This window comes from Candidatus Marifrigoribacter sp. Uisw_064 (genome assembly GCF_047730175.1).
Classification (GTDB): Bacteria; Bacteroidota; Bacteroidia; order Flavobacteriales; family Flavobacteriaceae; genus Marifrigoribacter.
Map to the genome: position 1 here is coordinate 1,113,604 of NZ_CP159833.1, position 16,730 is coordinate 1,130,333.

Sequence of the window (16,730 nt, forward strand, 5' to 3'; positions counted from 1 at the left end):
TTTCTAATTAGGGAATCTATAACTTACTCCTGTACTTACTAATAAATCTTGCCCTTCTGTAAAGCTAGTACCTACAGTTGCGTCTAATTGTAAATTATAATATATTAAATAGGTTACACCCATATCCCAATAATGATTGGCAGAATTATTTTCAGGTAAATCACCATAAATTTCTGCATATGCTCCTAGTTTTTCAGTTAAACTATAACCATATGCTAGGGTATAAATGAAGCTTGCTTCTGAGGAATCATTTGCCCAAGCAGCACCTAAATTATATCCTATACTAGATTTTTCATTAAGCGTATGAGCTAATGAAAATCTAAAATCTACTCCTGTATTTTCTGCGTTAAAATCGGTTGAAGAAGTAAGGGGCAAATAAGCATGTACTAATAATCCTATCTCAGGGAGTAAACCTTTCTCTTCTGAAATGCTCACTTTTACTCCAAAAAGTAATGGTGATAAACCAGATAAAACATTGGGGTCTTTTTGTCCTAAAAATGACTTTTGATGTTCTTCAAAGTTCCAACCCAAACGTAATTCTAAGTTTTCTAACAAACCAAATCTAACCAAGGTTGTGTTATAGCCTAGTACTTCCGTTTTAAAATTATTCTCTTCAAAAGATTCATAAAAAGCACCTGTTTCAATTTGTAATTTATGAAGTGGTACAACTGAAGATGATTCGGTTGCATCTGGTCGGTCAGTTACCATATCAACTTGTGTGTTTTCTTCTTGTGAAAAAACTGTAGTTGATATAAAAATTATAGTGAATAATAAATATACTCTTTTCATATTAATTAGTTTTTAAAAATATATTATCAGCGATTACTTTTGAAATAAATAATTGGTCTTTTCCTACCTGAATCATCATAGAGCCATCAAAAAATTCTTTTCCTAAGACTTCAACTTTTGAACCGATGCCAATTTTTCTTTTATCTAAATATTGTAGAAATTCTGAGCTAGATTCCTTAACCCCAACACATATTCCTCGTTGGTTTTTATCTAATTCAGAAAGTAATTTCTTTTCTGTAGGCTTAATATTTCCATCCTTATCTGGAATTGGATCTCCATGAGGATCGAAGTCAGGAAAATCTAAAAACTTATCTAACCTTATAATTAATTCATCAGATTTTACATGCTCTAATTGCTCTGCAATTTCATGTACTTCATCCCAATGAAAATTTAATTTTTCAACCAAAAAAACTTCCCACAAACGATGTTTTCTTATCACATTTGCAGCAATTTTTTTACCAGTTTCTGTGAGTTGTGTTCCTTTGTATTTCTTATATAATAAGACTTTTTTTTCTGCTAATTTCTGAACCATATCTGTTACCGATGATGGTTTGGTGTCCATTTTAACTGCTATTGCATTTGTAGTAACACCTCCTTCATATTCCTTTTCTAAATGGAATATGGTTTTTAAATAATTTTCTTCTGCCAATGAATACATATGGCAAAGGTAAACATTAATTTAGACAATGCTAATATTTATTTTTAGGCTTGTCTAAAAATTTCTTTCTTTTTGAAGTTGTTCGTAGGCCTCTTGGACTTTTCTAAATTTTTCCTCAGCACCATTTCTATATACCTCATCCATATGTTGTAGTTTGTCTGGATGGTACTTTTTAACCATGGTTCGGTATGCTTTTTTCACCTCAACATCGGTCGCTGTTTTTTCAATTTCAAGAATTTTATACGCACTATCTGGGTTATTAAAGAACATCGCTTTAATACTCTCAAAATCTCTAAAATTAATTCCTAAATTATTTGAAATAGAATGAATTTCTTTCACTTCAGCATCACTTACAATTCCATCTGCTTTTGCTATACTGAATAAAAAGTGAAGAATTTGCAATCTAGATTCGTATCGCATTCTTTGACGAAGAAGAGTACAAATTTTAGGCGCTGATATTTCTTGTTTATTTATAACCTCATTAAAAATTTTAAATGTTGCATTCGCTCTTTCTTTTCCGTAGGATTGAACAAAATACTTTCGAACAAAGTCTAATTCTTCCTGACTTACTTTTCCGTCAGCTTTTATCACTAAAGAAGCTAATGAAAGCAAATTAAGTTCGAAATCAGCTGGTGAAACACTGTTTCTTTGTTGTGAAAAAACGGTTTTAAAATTTCCTCCTTTTTTTGTATTTCTAAAATTTTCTATAACACTTCCTAAAAGAAAACCAGCGATGGCTCCCGGAAACCTAAAAAATGAATACCCTAAAATTGCAGCTAACCAACGAATCATATATTAATTTTATGTTTTTAAAATCCGAACAAAGATATATACAATTCTGTTTTAACAATTAATTGGAATCATTATTTATATTTCGGAATAGTTATTGGTTATATTTGTAGAATAAATGTTACACAATTAAATACTAAATATTATGTATCCACCAGAGATGATAAAACCTATGAGAGAAGACCTTACCAATATTGGCTTCTCTGAACTATATACAACAGGCGACGTTAAAAATGCTTTAGAAAAAGAAGGAACTACGTTAGTAGTGGTAAATTCAGTTTGTGGCTGTGCAGCTGCAAATGCAAGACCTGGAGCTGCAATGTCATTAAATAATGACAAAAAGCCAGACCAGTTAGTGACAGTTTTTGCAGGAGTTGACAAAGAAGCTGTTGATGCAGCTCGTAGTGAAATGATTCCATTTCCTCCAAGTTCACCTTCTATGGCATTATTTAAAAATGGCGAATTAGTACATATGCTAGAGCGTCATCATATTGAAGGTAGACCAGCAGATATGATTGCTGACAATCTAAAAGATGCATATAACGAACACTGTTAAAAAGTATCTGATTACCTATTGAAAAAGTCCTCACTAAAATGAGGACTTTTTTTATCTTTAACCTCAATGAAAAAAATAGCACATTTTCTGTCTTATCCACTTTCCATTCTTTTTTATTTAATGTTTGGATTATTACTTGTTTTTTTTCATGTAATACAATGGATCTGCTTTACTGTTTTTGGTTATCAAGCGCACAAAAAAAGTGTAGATTATTTAAACCTAAGCATCTTAGGTTGTTTAAAAGTTTTAGGAACCTCCTTTCAATTTAAAGTGCCAAAAACACTCCCTAAAAATGTTCCTTTAATTATTGTTTCAAATCATCAAAGTTTATGGGATATACCTCCCATGATTTGGTTTTTAAGAAAGCTTCATCCAAAATTTGTTTCAAAAAAAGAATTAGGAAAAGGAATCCCTTCTGTATCCTATAATTTACGTTATGGAGGTTCAATTTTAATCGATCGTAAAAATGCAAGACGAGCAGTTGCTGAAATGGCCTCTTTTTCAGAATATTTAAATAAAAATAATCGTAGTGGTGTTATTTTTCCTGAAGGAACAAGAAGTAGAACAGGTGCTCCTAAAAAGTTTCATCGCAAAGGGCTTCAGACCTTAATTACTCAAATACCTGAAGCATATGTGCTTCCTATTTCCATTAATAATTCATGGAAACTTCAAAAAAACGGTATGTTTCCAATGCCCTTTGGCGTTACTATAAAATATGAATTGCATCCTGTCTTAAAAGTTTCAGAACATGAAATTGAAACATTGATCGATACCGTTGAAACGATTATAACATCTAAAATTATTACTGAATGAACCATCAAAATCTAATTGAACACACTATTGCTTTTGTGAAAAAAGAGTTAGATGGTGCTGAAGGAGGTCATGATTGGTTTCATATTGAACGTGTTTATAAAAATTCTTTATTAATTGCTAATAATGAAGATGTTAACCTCTTAATTGTTTCTTTAGGAGCCTTGCTTCATGACATTGCAGATTCTAAATTTTATGATGGAGATGAAACTGTTGGGCCTAATAGAGCAAGAATCTTTTTAGAAAAAGAAGGTGTTTCTTCTGAAGTGATTGAACATGTTATAAATATCATTGAAAACATCTCTTTTAAAGGCGGAAATAAGGCTCAAAAATTTACTTCAAAAGAATTAGAGGTTGTTCAAGATGCAGATCGATTAGATGCTATAGGAGCGATAGGAATTGCACGTTGTTTTAATTACGGTGGTTTTAAAAATCGAAAAATATACGATCCCGAAATAGCTCCAAAATTATACATGAGCCCCGAAGAATATAAAGCATCTACAGCTCCAACGATTAATCATTTTTATGAAAAATTGTTGTTACTTAAAGATAAAATGAATACTTCTTCTGGAAAAGAAATTGCATTAAAAAGACATCAATATATGACTGCTTTTTTAGCACAATTTTATGATGAGTGGAATGGTGTAAAGTAATTACGGGAAAAAATTTAAAAATACTAGTTGAGAATATTAAAAAAATTTAGAGGTTTTAACTAACTTTTGCTATTTCTAAAGCTATAATTTTAGATTCTAAAATTGATAATTCTTCTCCACTTTCTATAATTTTATCTACTGTTAAATCTGAATTATTATTTATAAAATTAAAAATTTCTTCACTCTTAAAAGTATAATATTCTAATGCTTTGGCAATTTTATCTTCCATAATATTTTTACTGGATTAAATTTTTTATTTCGCTTCTGTATTTTAATGCAGTTTTTCCTGTAAATTCTTTAAACACTTTATTAAAGTAAGAAAAATTATTAAAACCACATTCAAAACTTATATCTGCTATACTAATATTACTTTCTGCTAATAATTTAGTTGCATGAACAATTCTATGTTCGTTCACTAGTTTAGTAAATGTTTTTCCTGTAGATTTTTTAAAATATCTACAAAATGCTGGTACTGTCATACTTGCCAATTCGGCAATCTCGTCTAAACTAATATGTTCATTAAAATGTTCGTTTATATGTTTATATATAACTTCAATCTTATTGTTATCTTGTTTATTGCTTTCAAAAGCAAAACCATTAACATTTAATAAAGTATAATCATCTGTTGTTGCTAAATCATTTAAGATCTCTAAGAAAGAAGTAATTAAGTGAGCTCCTTCTAATTCTACAAGAGCTTCAATTTTCACACCAATTCTTTTTTTAATCTCTATATTAAAACGAATTCCTTTTTTGGCACGTTCTAAAAGACCTTCAATCGCATTCATTTCAGGAATCTTAAAAAATTCTTTTCCTAAAAAATCTGGTTTAAACTGAATTAGTGTTTCAGAACCATTTGTTGTTAAACGATCTAGATAACCTACATGCGGTAAATTAGAACCTATTAAAACTAATTGACTATTATTAAAATAACTAATATGATTACCTATATGCCTTTTACCCTTTCCTCTATTTACATATACTAATTCTATTTCTGGGTGAAAATGCCAAAATGGAATATTAGTTTTTAAAAACACTTCATGTTTTTTTACCAATAAGGAGCTATCAAAATTAGGTGTAACTTTTTCGAGTATTGGTTTTTTCTGCATCATATATTCTACAAAAGTACAATACAAAAAAAAGATTAACTATATAGAATTATCTATTTTATATTCTATTTTAACCTAATAGTTATTATATGTCATTAAAATTGTTAATATAGAATATAAAAATATCAATTGTGTTGTATTAAAATTAAGTTTCTTATATCTATTTATATAAAAAGACATCAATATATGGCTGATTTTATAGCACGCTTTTTTAGAGAATGGGAAAGAAAATTTTAAAATTCCCTACCAGTTTTAAATTAAATACTGATAACTAGTTAATAAATTATTCCCCTTGAAAATCTGCTCTTCTTTTTTGTAAAAAAGCTTGTGTTCCTTCTTTAAAGTCGGCAGTTCCAAAACAATGACCAAACTGTGTAACCTCCGTATCGAATCCATTCTCCCCATCTTTAAACCCAGCATTAATTGAGGTAATTGCAGCAGCTATTGCTACCGATGAATTTCGCATTATTTTAGAAGCTATTTTTTCAGCTAAGGGCAACAATTCTTCTTGTGTAGTTACATGATTTACTAATCCATAGCTAAGTGCTGTGTTTGCATCAATCATACCCGCAGTCATAATCATTTCCATAGCACGACCTTTCCCTACTAATTGAGGCAAACGTTGTGTGCCACCATAACCAGGAATAACTCCTAAAGAAACTTCAGGTAAGCCCATTTTTGCATTGTCACTAGCTACTCGAAAATGTGCTGCTAATGCGAGTTCTAAACCTCCTCCTAAGGCAAAACCATTCACTGCTGCTATCACAGGAGTTGAAAGATTGGCAACAAAATCGAATAACATTGCTTGTCCTTCAGAAGCTAATTGCGCTCCTTCAGAAACTGAAAAATCTGCAAATTCACTAATGTCTGCACCTGCCACAAAAGCCTTTTCACCGCTTCCAGTAATAATAATCACTTTCACCTTTGGGTCATTATCAGTTTCTTTAAAAGCATGATGTAACTCACTTATTGTTTTCTTGTTTAATGCATTTAATTTGGACGGGCGATCAATAATAATGGTTGCAATTCCATTTTCGTTTTCTAATAGAATATTCTCTAAATTCATAATAATTTTTAATTAATGGGGATGTACAAAGCTAATAAAATTGGTGTAATTACTTAGGAAAAGTCACTTTAAAAGTTGTTCCTATTTCATAAGCTGTATTTAATGAAATGGTTCCTCCATAGGTTTCAACAATCTTTTTAACCATGGCTAAACCTAGTCCCATTCCACTTGTTTTAGTTGTAAATTTTGGTTCAAATATTTTGTCTACATTTTCACTTTCGACTCCAATACCATTATCCATGACAGTAATAGAAACATTTTCTTTTTCAGAAAAGACCCTAACTTCAATTTTTGGGTCTTCTGGTTGACCTTCACTAATCGCCTGAATACTATTTTTAATTAAATTAGTAATAACTCTTATTAGTTGAGTGCGATCAAAATTTGCAATAATTTCTTTTTCTTCAGAATAGAAATTAATATAACCCTCATTGAAAATATCGAGTGCTAATTTTATAATATTTACCACATTAAGTGTTTCGTCTTGTTGAGCTGGCATTTGTGCATAGGTTGAAAATGCTGAGGCAATTGAACTCATGGTATCGATTTGTTGAATAAGCGTGTCACTATATTCTTTCATCTTTTTATGTATGTCTACATCATTAACATCGAACTTACGCTGAAAACTTTGAACGGTAAGTCGCATTGGCGTTAACGGATTTTTAATTTCATGCGCTACTTGTTTAGCCATTTCTCTCCAAGCTGCTTCTCGTTCATTGCTTGCTAATTGAGCGGCGCTAATCTCTAATTCATCAATCATACCGTTGTAAGCGCTTACTAAAGTTGTAATTTCTTCGGAAGTATCATCAATAATAATTTTTTGATTGTGTTTATTAAGACGTGTTTCTGTGATTTTTTCACTAATAGTATTTAGTGATTTTGTAATATATTTTGAGAGAAAGTATGCTAATATAATTGCGATTAACAACATAAATAAATAGGCATACCCCAATCGGATTAAGTTTTCTTTTAATTCTTTATTTATAAAATCATCATCCTCAATGTAGGGTAAATTTAAAATGGCTAATGGCTTAAAATGTCGATCTGTTATGTAAGTAAAAGAAGATCGATATCCTATTCCGTTTTCTTCAAATTGTTCTACAAAACTTTTTATGTCAGATTTTTTTAACCCTTCTAATACTTTTGGTGAAATGCTATTTTTAATGGTATCTTTTACAAATGATGCTTTGGACGTTTTTAGTAAATGCCCTTGAAGATCATATAAATAAATTTCTAAATTATGGATGTCTTTAATTTCGTAAATTCTATCTTTAAAAATTAAAGGAATCTTTTCAGTTTCAACAGGATACGTAGTTGTTTTTATAACGTAATCGATATTTTTACGAATGGTAGATTCTTTTCTTAAGAGTCTTTCTCCGTGATAATCTTCTGCTTCTTCTCTATATTGAAATATAGTTACAACAGCAATTAGTATCGATGCTCCTATTACTAATAAGATCATTGATAAAAAAATGCGTGAACGTAATGATCCTCTGTAAAAGCTCATTTATATATTTTTAGAATTTGGAATCAACAATAATTACACCAAAGGGTTAATTTTATTTTTTATCATCTTCGACAAACAAATAATTTAAGTTTAATGTATTGAATTGTTGATTGAATTGTAAAATTTCATTGGTCACTAAAGTAGTAAAGCTTTGTAATTGCGCTGTAATTTGAGTTGTTAATTCATTTTTTACAGCAATATCTTGTTGGGTAGGAGGAAAATCATCCATCCCTACTAAACTGTTTAAATGTGCTAATTTATTTGTTAATCGAATCGGGAAATTCAACGGATCTTGCCCGCTTTTATTTTGGGTTTGATATAATGCCTTTTCTATTTCTGAAAATTCCTCAGATAATTTTTTAGCTTTTTCGACTAACGTTCTTACCTCATCATTGTCTTTATATTGCTCCTGAAATGCTTTTAATTGCTTGTTTATTTTTCTAATTTTTTTAATCGATTTATGTGCTTTATCTACCGTTTTATTTATTTCTGTTATAAAATCAAATTGTTGTTTCATTCCAGCCAAATCAGATTCTGCATTTGGATCTGCCAAAATAGTAATGGGCTGTGAAACACTTTCACCATCAACGGTTAAAACAACTTTATACTCACCAGGAACTGCTTGTGGAGCATTCATACTTGCCCACCATAATATCATCCCTTCTAATTTTTCGGCACCTTCTCCTCTCGTATTCCAAGAAAAATAATTAGATCCATCTTTGACTTTAAACTTATCTTTTTTGTTTTTTGTATTGAAAGATTTAATGGTATCATTATTTGTATTTAAGTAGCTTAATGCAATCTCTTTATCTTTTGTGTCTTTGATATAAAAATAGGTCAACACTCCCGAAGGATGGTTGGTACCAGTCGTTAAAGATTTTTTTTGTGAACCCCCTCTCATTCGATAGGTGTCCTTGGGCTGAAACAAGTATATATCGTTCCCTTTTGCTTCTGAAAGTTGATGAATCGCGGTTAAATCATCTAAAATCCATAAACTTCTCCCTTGTGTTGCAACCACTAAATTATTTTCTTTAACAGCTAAATCTGTTATAGGCACAATAGGTAAATTTAACTGAAATGCTTGCCAGTTATTTCCATAATCGAATGAAACATAAAGTCCTGTTTCAGTACCTGCATATAAAATGCCTTTCTTTTTAGGGTCTTCTCTTAAAACTCGCGTAAAATGTTCAACAGGAATTCCATTGGTAATCTTTTTCCAAGAGGTTCCATAATCTGTAGTTTTATATAAATAAGGTGCAAAATCACCTGTTTTATATTTTGTTCCTGCGATATAACAAGTCCCTGCATCAAAAACAGAGGGTTCTATGCTATTGATCATCATCCATTCTGGCATTCCTTTAGGGGTAACATTAGTCCAGGTGGCACCTCCATTTTTTGTAAGGTGAATTAATCCATCATCACTTCCTGTCCATAAAACACCCTCAGTAATAGGTGATTCTGCAGCAGCAAAAATGGTGCAGTAATATTCTACTGAAGTATTATCCTGTGTAATAGGTCCTCCAGAAGATTTCTGTTTTTCTGGATCATTTCTTGTTAAATCTGGGCTGATAACATCCCAACTTTCACCTTCGTTTGTTGAAACATGAACTTGATTTGAAAAAGTATATAATTTTTTGGTGTTGTGTTTTGAAAAGAAAATAGGAAAATTCCATTGGAAGCGATATTTCATGTCTTCTACACCATGTCCCATAGGATTATCAGGCCATACACTAATACTACGCACGGTTCCTTTTTTATGATTATATCGTGTTAAAAATCCATCATAACTCCCTCCATAAACGATGTCGTTATTATTGGGGTCTATAGCAATATGTGCGCTTTCCCCTCCTGCAGTAGATTCCCAATCATCTTCATCTATATTCCGTCCTTCATTTCTATGTGAAATTCTGATTGTTGAATTATCCTGCTGGGCTGCATAAATTCTATACGGAAATGAATTATCTGTTGTAACTCTATAAAACTGAGCTGTAGGTTGATTATGATACGTACTCCAAGTTTCTCCTCCATCATAGCTTACTTGAGCGCCACCATCATCGCCCATGATCATTCTATTAGAATTTTCTGGAGCAATCCAAAGGTCATGATGATCACCATGTGGGGCATTGTGAGTGCTATAGGTTTTACCTCCATCACTACTTTTATGATACCTTACATTTAAAACATATACTACATTTTCATCTTGAGAATCTGCATAAATACGTGTGTAATACCATGCCCTTTGACGCAGTTTTCTTTCACTGTTAATCAATTTCCAGTTTTTACCTCCATCTTCACTTTTATATACGCCTCCTTTTTCTTTATTCTCAACAATAGCCCATACTTTATCACCATTTAAAGGAGATACTGTTACCCCAATAATTCCAAGAGTATCTGTAGGAAATCCTTCATTTTTAGAAATTTCTTTCCATGTTTCACCGCTATCTGTACTTTTCCAAAGAGCAGAGCCTTCACCGCCACTGCTTAAACTATATGGGGTTCTTCTTAAATTCCATGTAGAAGCATATAAAATTCTTGGATTTGAAGGATCCATAATTAAATCGACTGCTCCGGCATCTTGATTAACAAATAATTTTTTGTTCCATGTTTTTCCGCCATCAATACTTTTATAAACTCCTCTCTCTTGGGTTGGTTTATAAATATTACCTAAAACTGCAGCATATACAATATTGTGATTTTTAGGATGAATGGCTATTCTTGGGATATGCCTCCCTTTTTCAAGGCCCATTTGCTTCCATGTTTTTCCTGCATCTTCAGTCTTCCAGATTCCATAACCTGAGGAAACATTACCCCGAACGGTTATTTCACCTCCACCTACATAAATAACATTTGGGTCATCCATACTCACTTGAATGGATCCTACTGAACCCCCAAAAAAACCGTCTGAAATATTTTCCCAAGTACGTCCTCCGTCTTCGGTTTTCCATACACCTCCCCCTGTGGCTCCACAATAAAATAAATTGGGTTTATTGGGAACTCCTGTTACCGCAGCACTTCGTCCTCCTCGAAAAGGACCTAATTGACGGTATTCTAATGCATCAAATAATGAAGAATCGTACGTTTGAGCAAAGTTGAATTGTGATATACTTCCGAAGAAAATAAATATAACTAACCGAGTACAGTTATAGTAAAAACGTGACATGCAGTAATAAATTTAAAATTTATTAAAGATATGTAAATTCTATTGGAAGAAAATAATTTCTAATTATAATATCAAAAAATTATCTTATTTTAAAAATCGATATGTGTTGTTGTTTCATTGTCTTTACCTATATATGGAATCTTATCTAAGATATGTTCTATTGCATCTATCCTAGCTGTTGTTTTACGGTTTCCTTTGATTACTATCCAAGGGGACGATTCAGTGTTTGTTTTTTCAAACATAGCTTTTTTATACACCGTATAATCATCCCAAAGCTCTAGTGCTCTTTTATCAACATCACTAAACTTCCATTTTTTAACGGGACTGGATTTAATCTCCTCAAAACGCTTAGTTTGTTCATCCTTAGAAATTGAAAAATATAATTTTATTAAACGAATTCCAGACTCAGTAATCATACGTTCAAAATCATTCACTTGGTTCATGAAAATATCATATTCTTCCTTGCTACAAAACCCATTTACAGGTTCTACAATGGCTCTATTATACCAACTTCTATCAAAAAATACAATTTCTCCCTCTCTAGGTAATTGTTTAACATACCGTTGAAAGTACCATTGTCCTTTTTCTTCTTCTGTTGGCTTAGGAAGTGCAACAACTCTAAATTCTCTAGGATTTAAATGCTCTGTGGTTCTACGTATAGCGCCACCTTTACCTGCAGCATCTCTTCCTTCATATATGATTACTACTTTTTCCTTGTTTTCATCTACCCAATTTTGCAATTGTATCAATTCTTCTTGAAGTTCTTTTAACCTATTTTCATAATTTAGGTACCTCAAAACCCTTGCAGGATTAGAATTTTCACGTGTCAAAAATTGCTTGATCGCTTTTTTCTTATTTAAAAGAAGTATGTCTATTTCTGAAAAACTATTCTTCATAATTATCTATATGTTTTACAGTTCGATGATAACGTTGTATAATATTTGGATCTGGTAATAATAAAGTAGATAGCTCTCCTTTTCCATCATAATTAAATTTAGAAAGTAAATATCTCAGACTTTCTAATCTTGCTTCTTTTTTATTATTAGTTTTTACAATAATCCAGGGACTAAACGTAGTATGTGTATTGCCGAACATTTGGTCTTTATAATGGGTATAATCATCCCATCTTTTTTGTCCTTCTTGATCTACAGGACTAAATTTCCAACGTTTTAAAGGGTTCTCAAGACGAGAATTAAAACGTGCTAATTGTTCATCTTTGGTTATAGAAAACCAAAATTTAATTATATGAACTCCATCTTCATACAACATATGTTCAAATCCTGGAACTTGAACCATGAATTTATTATACTGCTCTTCATCACAAAACCCCATCACTGGTTCAACAACCGCTCTGTTGTACCAACTTCTATCGAAGAAAACAATTTCACCAGGGTTAGGCATTTCTTTTATATATCTTCTAAAATACCATTGCCCTCTTTCTACATCTGTAGGTTTAGATAAGGCAACAACTCTAGTGGAACGAGGATTTAAATGTTCTACCATTCTACGAATAGAACCTCCTTTACCAGCAGCATCTCTACCTTCAAAAATTACACACACTCTCTTTTTGTGTTTAGTAACCCATTTTTGAAGGTTTACTAATTCTGCTTGAAGTCCAAGTAATTCTTTTTCATATTGAACATCGCTTAAAATGGCATTTAATTTTTTCTTGTTAAGTTTCTCTTTTAAAATATCTAGAAATTCTTTTTTGTCATTAGAATTCTGAAAATCTTCTATTGTAAGCATACATTTTGTTTGTAATTGATAAAGGTCTTAAAAAAAATCATATCATTTAATGAGAATTGTCATTTTTTGAATTCGTAAATTGCATTGCTAATATAGTGATATGATTAAAAGTATTTTTCAAGGGGTGAAAGCGTATGGAGGATCTCTAAAACTTATTAATACATTAGGGCTTTGGAAATATTTTGGGATCCCTACACTCATTAGTATTTTAACGGCACTAATTATTGGTTTTTTATCCTGGGGCTTGTCTGATAATATTGGATCCTTTATTTCGAAAGCTTGGCCTTGGGAATGGGGTGCTGAAACATTTAATACCATTAGTTCTTTTATGGGAGCTGTTATTATATTAATCATTGGTTTTATTTTATATAAACATATTGTCTTAGCATTAAGCGCTCCTTTTATGAGTATTGTTTCTGAAAAAATTGAATCACACTTAATAGGTTCTCAAGCACCAAAAAGTAATACCTCGAATATGGGTTTGCTTTTAAGAGGAGTTAAAATTAATGTGCGCAACCTATTTTTAGAATTATTGTTAAGTATTCCAATACTATTAATTGGTTTTATTCCTGTTATTGGAATTATCTCTTCATTCCTCCTTTTCTTGCTTCAAGCTTATTATGCAGGCTTTGGAAATATGGACTATACGCTCGAAAGACATTTAAGTTATTCTGAAAGTATTCGGTTTGTCAAAAAGCACAAAGGGACTGCCATAGGAAATGGTATTTTTTTTATGCTCATGCTACTCATCCCTGTAGTAGGTATAATCATCGTTTTGCCTTTATCGGTTACTGCCGCAAGTACTGAAACCATTAGGATTGTACAGGGATATGAAAATAAAAAAAAATAATTAACATGAAAAAGACCTTGCTTCTTTTATTACTATGTATACCTATCATTGTGGTTGCTCAACAAACAACTGCAAAAGATGCTTTTCTTGAAAAATGGGAGAATTCTAAAAACTATCTTCTCGAAATTGCTGAAGTTATGCCCGATAGTTTATACCATTTTAAACCTACAGAACGACAAATGAGTTTTAAAAAACAACTGCTTCATATAAAAGGAAATATGGCTTGGTTAAGTACTTCATATTTCACAAATGAAGAATATAAAAAAACAAAAGATTCAATTTCATTAACTAAAAATGAAGTTATCGTTTTATTAAAAAATCAATTTGATTCAGTTTCAAAAATCATTGAAAACACCCCTTCTGAAGATTTAAAAACAACGGTTGATTTTTTTGCTGGACCAAAAAGTAAACTACAAGTACTAAACCTTTTACAGGACCATTTAACACATCATCGCGGGCAATTAATTGTATATTTAAATCTCAATAATATAAAACCTCCTAAATATTCTGGTTGGTAAATTTTATGGAAATAGCATATATAAATTCTCCTTTAGGAGCTATAGAAATAAAAGGCAATGAAGAAGGAATCGCTTCCGTACGGTTTTTAGGTTCTGAAGAAAAGGAAACTAACGTTATTTCTGAAAACCTTCAACCTTGTAGTAACCAATTAAAGGAATATTTTGAAGGTAATCGATCTCAATTCGACTTAAAGTTAAACCCAGAAGGAACTAATTTTCAAAAAAGAGTTTGGGATAAATTACTTGAAATCCCTTTTAATACAACCTTAAGTTATTTAGAAATGGCAAATCGATTAGGAGATCCAAAAGTAATAAGAGCAGCAGCTTCAGCCAATGGAAAAAATCCTATTTCTATCATTATACCCTGCCATCGTGTGATAGGAAGTGATGGTTCACTTACTGGTTATGGAGGAGGTTTACATCGAAAAAAATGGCTCTTAGCACATGAAAATCCTGTAAAACAACAATCCCTGTTTTAATAAATTTATTGTATCTTTAAATCAACTTCCCACAAATATTTATCGTTATGCTTAAAAGAATCAACCTGGAATCAATCTTGTTTCTAGATATTGAAACGATACCTCTTTACGAAAATCATGAACAATTAGATGAAGTTTCTCAATCGCTATGGGAGCAAAAAACAAAATACCAACGTAAGGATGAATTTTCTCCCGCCGAGTTTTATGATCGAGCAGGTATTTGGGCAGAATTTGGTAAAATTATCTGTATTTCTGTAGGGTATTTTGTGTTTAAAGGGGATGTGCGCAATTTTAGAGTTACCTCATTTCATGGAGATGAAATTGACTTATTGAATGAATTTAAAACCTTATTAGAAACTCATTTTAATAAACCTAAACATGTTCTTTGTGCGCATAATGGTAAAGAATTTGACTTCCCTTTTATTGCCAGAAGAATGATTATTAATAAAATCAATATTCCATTGAAACTAAACTTATTTGGAAAGAAACCTTGGGAAGTACCTCACCTAGACACCTTAGAGTTATGGAAATTTGGTGACTATAAAACATTTACTTCACTTAAACTTATGACCCATGTTTTAGGAATTCCTTCTCCTAAAGAAGATATTGACGGAAGCGATGTGTACCGAGTTTATTATGAGGAAAAAGATGTAGATCGTATCGTTTCTTATTGTGAAAAAGATACCATTGCTGTTGCACAAATTCTCTTGCGACTACGAAATGAAGAAATATTACTTGATGATGAAATCCTTAGTATTTAATTTGTAATTTTACCCTATGTCAATAAAAAGAGTACTAAACATTTCAGAAATGCCATGGGTATTTATACCTGGTTTATAGCTACTCTCTCTTTTCTATAATTTCACCCTTTTTTTAAATTTTAATTAAATAAATATGCATTCAATAATTGTATTAGGAGCAGGAATGGTAGGTAGTGCCATTGCTATCGACCTTGCCAAAAAACATAAAGTAACTTTAACCGATGTAAATCAAAAAGTGCTAGATAAGGTTCATAAAAAATGTGATTCTCTTACCGTTCAAACCCTTGATGTTACACAAAAAGAGGTCTTACAATCTACTATTAAACAACATGATTTAGTGGTATGTGCTGTTCCTGGATTTTTAGGATATGAAACATTAAAAAATATCATTGAAGCCGAAATGAATGTAATTGACATTTCTTTCTTTTCTGAAAATTCTTTAGACTTAGACACCTTAGCAAAAGAGAAAAATGTAACTGCAATTGTAGATTGTGGAGTTGCACCTGGAATGGACAATGTAATTTTAGGATACTATAATGAAAAAATGAAACTGACAGATTTTGAATGTTTGGTCGGTGGTTTACCCAAAGTAAAAAAATGGCCTTTTAGCTATAAAGCCCCTTTTTCACCTATCGATGTAATTGAAGAATATACGCGTCCTGCGAGATATGTTGAACAAAGTGAAGTTGTAGTAAGAGAGCCATTAACCGATTGTGAATTTGTCGAATTTGAAGGCGTTGGAACCTTAGAATCTTTTAATTCAGATGGCTTACGATCGATTATATTTACTATGCCTCATATTCCAAATATGAAAGAGAAAACGTTACGTTATCCTGGTCATGTAGAATATGTTAGAGTTTTAAAAGAAAGTGGATTCTTTAATACAAATGAAATTGAAGTAAATGGAACCAAAATTTCGCCACTTGAGTTTACAAGTAATATCCTTTTTTCTGAATGGAAACTAGGTGAAACAGAAGAAGAATTAACTGTAATGCGTATTACCTTAAAAGGTGAAAATGAACAAGGCGAAATTGAAGAGGTTGTTTATAATCTTCATGATGAGTTTTGTCAAAACACACAAACCTCATCAATGGCTCGTACTACAGGATATACAGCGGCAGCGGCAGCTAATATTTTCTTGGAAGGAAAATTTTCAGAAAAAGGAGTGTTCCCTCCAGAATTAGTAGGAAAACATGAAACATGTTTCCATTATTTCATGAATTACCTTAAAGAAAGAAACATCAATTATATTAAAAGTTCAACAATTATATAGAATACTCCTATC

18 protein-coding genes are annotated in these 16,730 nt (G+C 31.5%); 8 read left to right on the forward strand and 10 right to left on the reverse strand.

Annotated elements, in window-relative coordinates; all coding sequences use genetic code 11:
* Positions 1 to 3: 3 nt before the first annotated feature.
* The 3 genes from ABXT64_RS04925 to ABXT64_RS04935 are packed head-to-tail and all read right to left on the reverse strand — an operon-like array spanning position 4 to position 2,239.
* Complete coding sequence (locus ABXT64_RS04925; protein ID WP_443634401.1) at positions 4 to 789, reverse strand: transporter; 786 nt, start codon at positions 787 to 789, stop codon at positions 4 to 6.
* A gap of 1 nt (position 790) precedes the next feature.
* A complete protein-coding gene (locus tag ABXT64_RS04930) occupies positions 791 to 1,447 on the reverse strand; it encodes a metal-dependent transcriptional regulator (RefSeq protein WP_443634402.1) in 657 nt (218 codons plus the stop codon).
* Positions 1,448 to 1,501: 54 nt separating this feature from the next.
* Complete coding sequence (locus tag ABXT64_RS04935; protein WP_443634404.1) at positions 1,502 to 2,239, reverse strand: TerB family tellurite resistance protein; 738 nt, start codon at positions 2,237 to 2,239, stop codon at positions 1,502 to 1,504.
* 142 nt (positions 2,240 to 2,381) lie between these two features.
* Here ABXT64_RS04935 and ABXT64_RS04940 point away from each other — a divergent pair, with 142 nt between their 5' ends.
* From ABXT64_RS04940 to ABXT64_RS04950, 3 genes are all read left to right on the forward strand, one after another.
* Entirely contained in the window at positions 2,382 to 2,792 is a 411-nt protein-coding gene (locus ABXT64_RS04940; RefSeq protein WP_443634406.1) for a BrxA/BrxB family bacilliredoxin, read from the forward strand.
* A gap of 66 nt (positions 2,793 to 2,858) precedes the next feature.
* Complete coding sequence (locus ABXT64_RS04945; protein ID WP_443634408.1) at positions 2,859 to 3,605, forward strand: lysophospholipid acyltransferase family protein; 747 nt, start codon at positions 2,859 to 2,861, stop codon at positions 3,603 to 3,605.
* On the forward strand, positions 3,602 to 4,255 hold the full coding sequence (locus ABXT64_RS04950) for an HD domain-containing protein (RefSeq protein WP_443634410.1): 654 nt from the start codon (positions 3,602 to 3,604) through the stop codon (positions 4,253 to 4,255). The genes ABXT64_RS04945 and ABXT64_RS04950 overlap by 4 nt, the downstream gene beginning before the upstream one ends.
* Before the next feature lie 55 nt (positions 4,256 to 4,310).
* On the opposite strand, the gene ABXT64_RS04955 is transcribed toward ABXT64_RS04950, so the two are convergent.
* The 7 genes from ABXT64_RS04955 to ppk2 (ABXT64_RS04985) all read right to left on the reverse strand — a co-directional run bounded on the left by ABXT64_RS04955 (position 4,311) and on the right by ppk2 (ABXT64_RS04985) (position 12,837).
* Positions 4,311 to 4,484 carry a hypothetical protein gene (locus ABXT64_RS04955; protein WP_443634411.1) on the reverse strand — a complete coding sequence of 58 codons (174 nt, stop codon included), beginning with the start codon at positions 4,482 to 4,484 and terminating at the stop codon, positions 4,311 to 4,313.
* Positions 4,485 to 4,491: 7 nt separating this feature from the next.
* On the reverse strand, positions 4,492 to 5,364 hold the full coding sequence (locus ABXT64_RS04960; protein WP_443634412.1) for an AraC family transcriptional regulator: 873 nt from the start codon (positions 5,362 to 5,364) through the stop codon (positions 4,492 to 4,494).
* 280 nt (positions 5,365 to 5,644) lie between these two features.
* Positions 5,645 to 6,427, reverse strand: coding sequence for an enoyl-CoA hydratase/isomerase family protein (locus tag ABXT64_RS04965; RefSeq protein ID WP_443634414.1), 783 nt, complete (start codon positions 6,425 to 6,427; stop codon positions 5,645 to 5,647).
* A 49-nt stretch (positions 6,428 to 6,476) separates the two neighbouring features.
* Positions 6,477 to 7,931: a sensor histidine kinase gene (locus tag ABXT64_RS04970; RefSeq protein WP_443634416.1), complete on the reverse strand. Its 1,455-nt coding sequence runs from the start codon at positions 7,929 to 7,931 to the stop codon at positions 6,477 to 6,479.
* Between the two features lie 52 nt (positions 7,932 to 7,983).
* Positions 7,984 to 11,091: a VPS10 domain-containing protein gene (locus tag ABXT64_RS04975; RefSeq protein ID WP_443634418.1), complete on the reverse strand. Its 3,108-nt coding sequence runs from the start codon at positions 11,089 to 11,091 to the stop codon at positions 7,984 to 7,986.
* A gap of 89 nt (positions 11,092 to 11,180) precedes the next feature.
* A complete protein-coding gene (gene ppk2 / locus ABXT64_RS04980; RefSeq protein WP_443634419.1) occupies positions 11,181 to 11,987 on the reverse strand; it encodes a polyphosphate kinase 2 in 807 nt (268 codons plus the stop codon).
* A complete protein-coding gene (gene ppk2, locus ABXT64_RS04985; RefSeq protein ID WP_443634421.1) occupies positions 11,977 to 12,837 on the reverse strand; it encodes a polyphosphate kinase 2 in 861 nt (286 codons plus the stop codon). The genes ppk2 (ABXT64_RS04980) and ppk2 (ABXT64_RS04985) overlap by 11 nt, the downstream gene beginning before the upstream one ends.
* Positions 12,838 to 12,937: 100 nt before the next feature.
* Between ppk2 (ABXT64_RS04985) and ABXT64_RS04990 the strand changes: the two genes are divergently transcribed.
* The 5 genes from ABXT64_RS04990 (at position 12,938) to ABXT64_RS05010 (ending at position 16,718) form a co-directional block, all read left to right on the forward strand.
* Complete coding sequence (locus ABXT64_RS04990; RefSeq protein ID WP_443634423.1) at positions 12,938 to 13,687, forward strand: EI24 domain-containing protein; 750 nt, start codon at positions 12,938 to 12,940, stop codon at positions 13,685 to 13,687.
* A gap of 5 nt (positions 13,688 to 13,692) precedes the next feature.
* Positions 13,693 to 14,205, forward strand: coding sequence for a DinB family protein (locus ABXT64_RS04995; RefSeq protein ID WP_443634425.1), 513 nt, complete (start codon positions 13,693 to 13,695; stop codon positions 14,203 to 14,205).
* Between the two features lie 5 nt (positions 14,206 to 14,210).
* Positions 14,211 to 14,684, forward strand: a complete 474-nt coding sequence (locus tag ABXT64_RS05000) for a methylated-DNA--[protein]-cysteine S-methyltransferase (protein ID WP_443634427.1) — start codon at positions 14,211 to 14,213, stop codon at positions 14,682 to 14,684.
* Positions 14,685 to 14,731: 47 nt separating this feature from the next.
* Positions 14,732 to 15,445, forward strand: a complete 714-nt coding sequence (locus ABXT64_RS05005) for a 3'-5' exonuclease (protein ID WP_443634429.1) — start codon at positions 14,732 to 14,734, stop codon at positions 15,443 to 15,445.
* 133 nt (positions 15,446 to 15,578) lie between these two features.
* Positions 15,579 to 16,718 carry a saccharopine dehydrogenase C-terminal domain-containing protein gene (locus tag ABXT64_RS05010; protein ID WP_443634431.1) on the forward strand — a complete coding sequence of 380 codons (1,140 nt, stop codon included), beginning with the start codon at positions 15,579 to 15,581 and terminating at the stop codon, positions 16,716 to 16,718.
* Positions 16,719 to 16,730 lie beyond the last annotated feature (12 nt).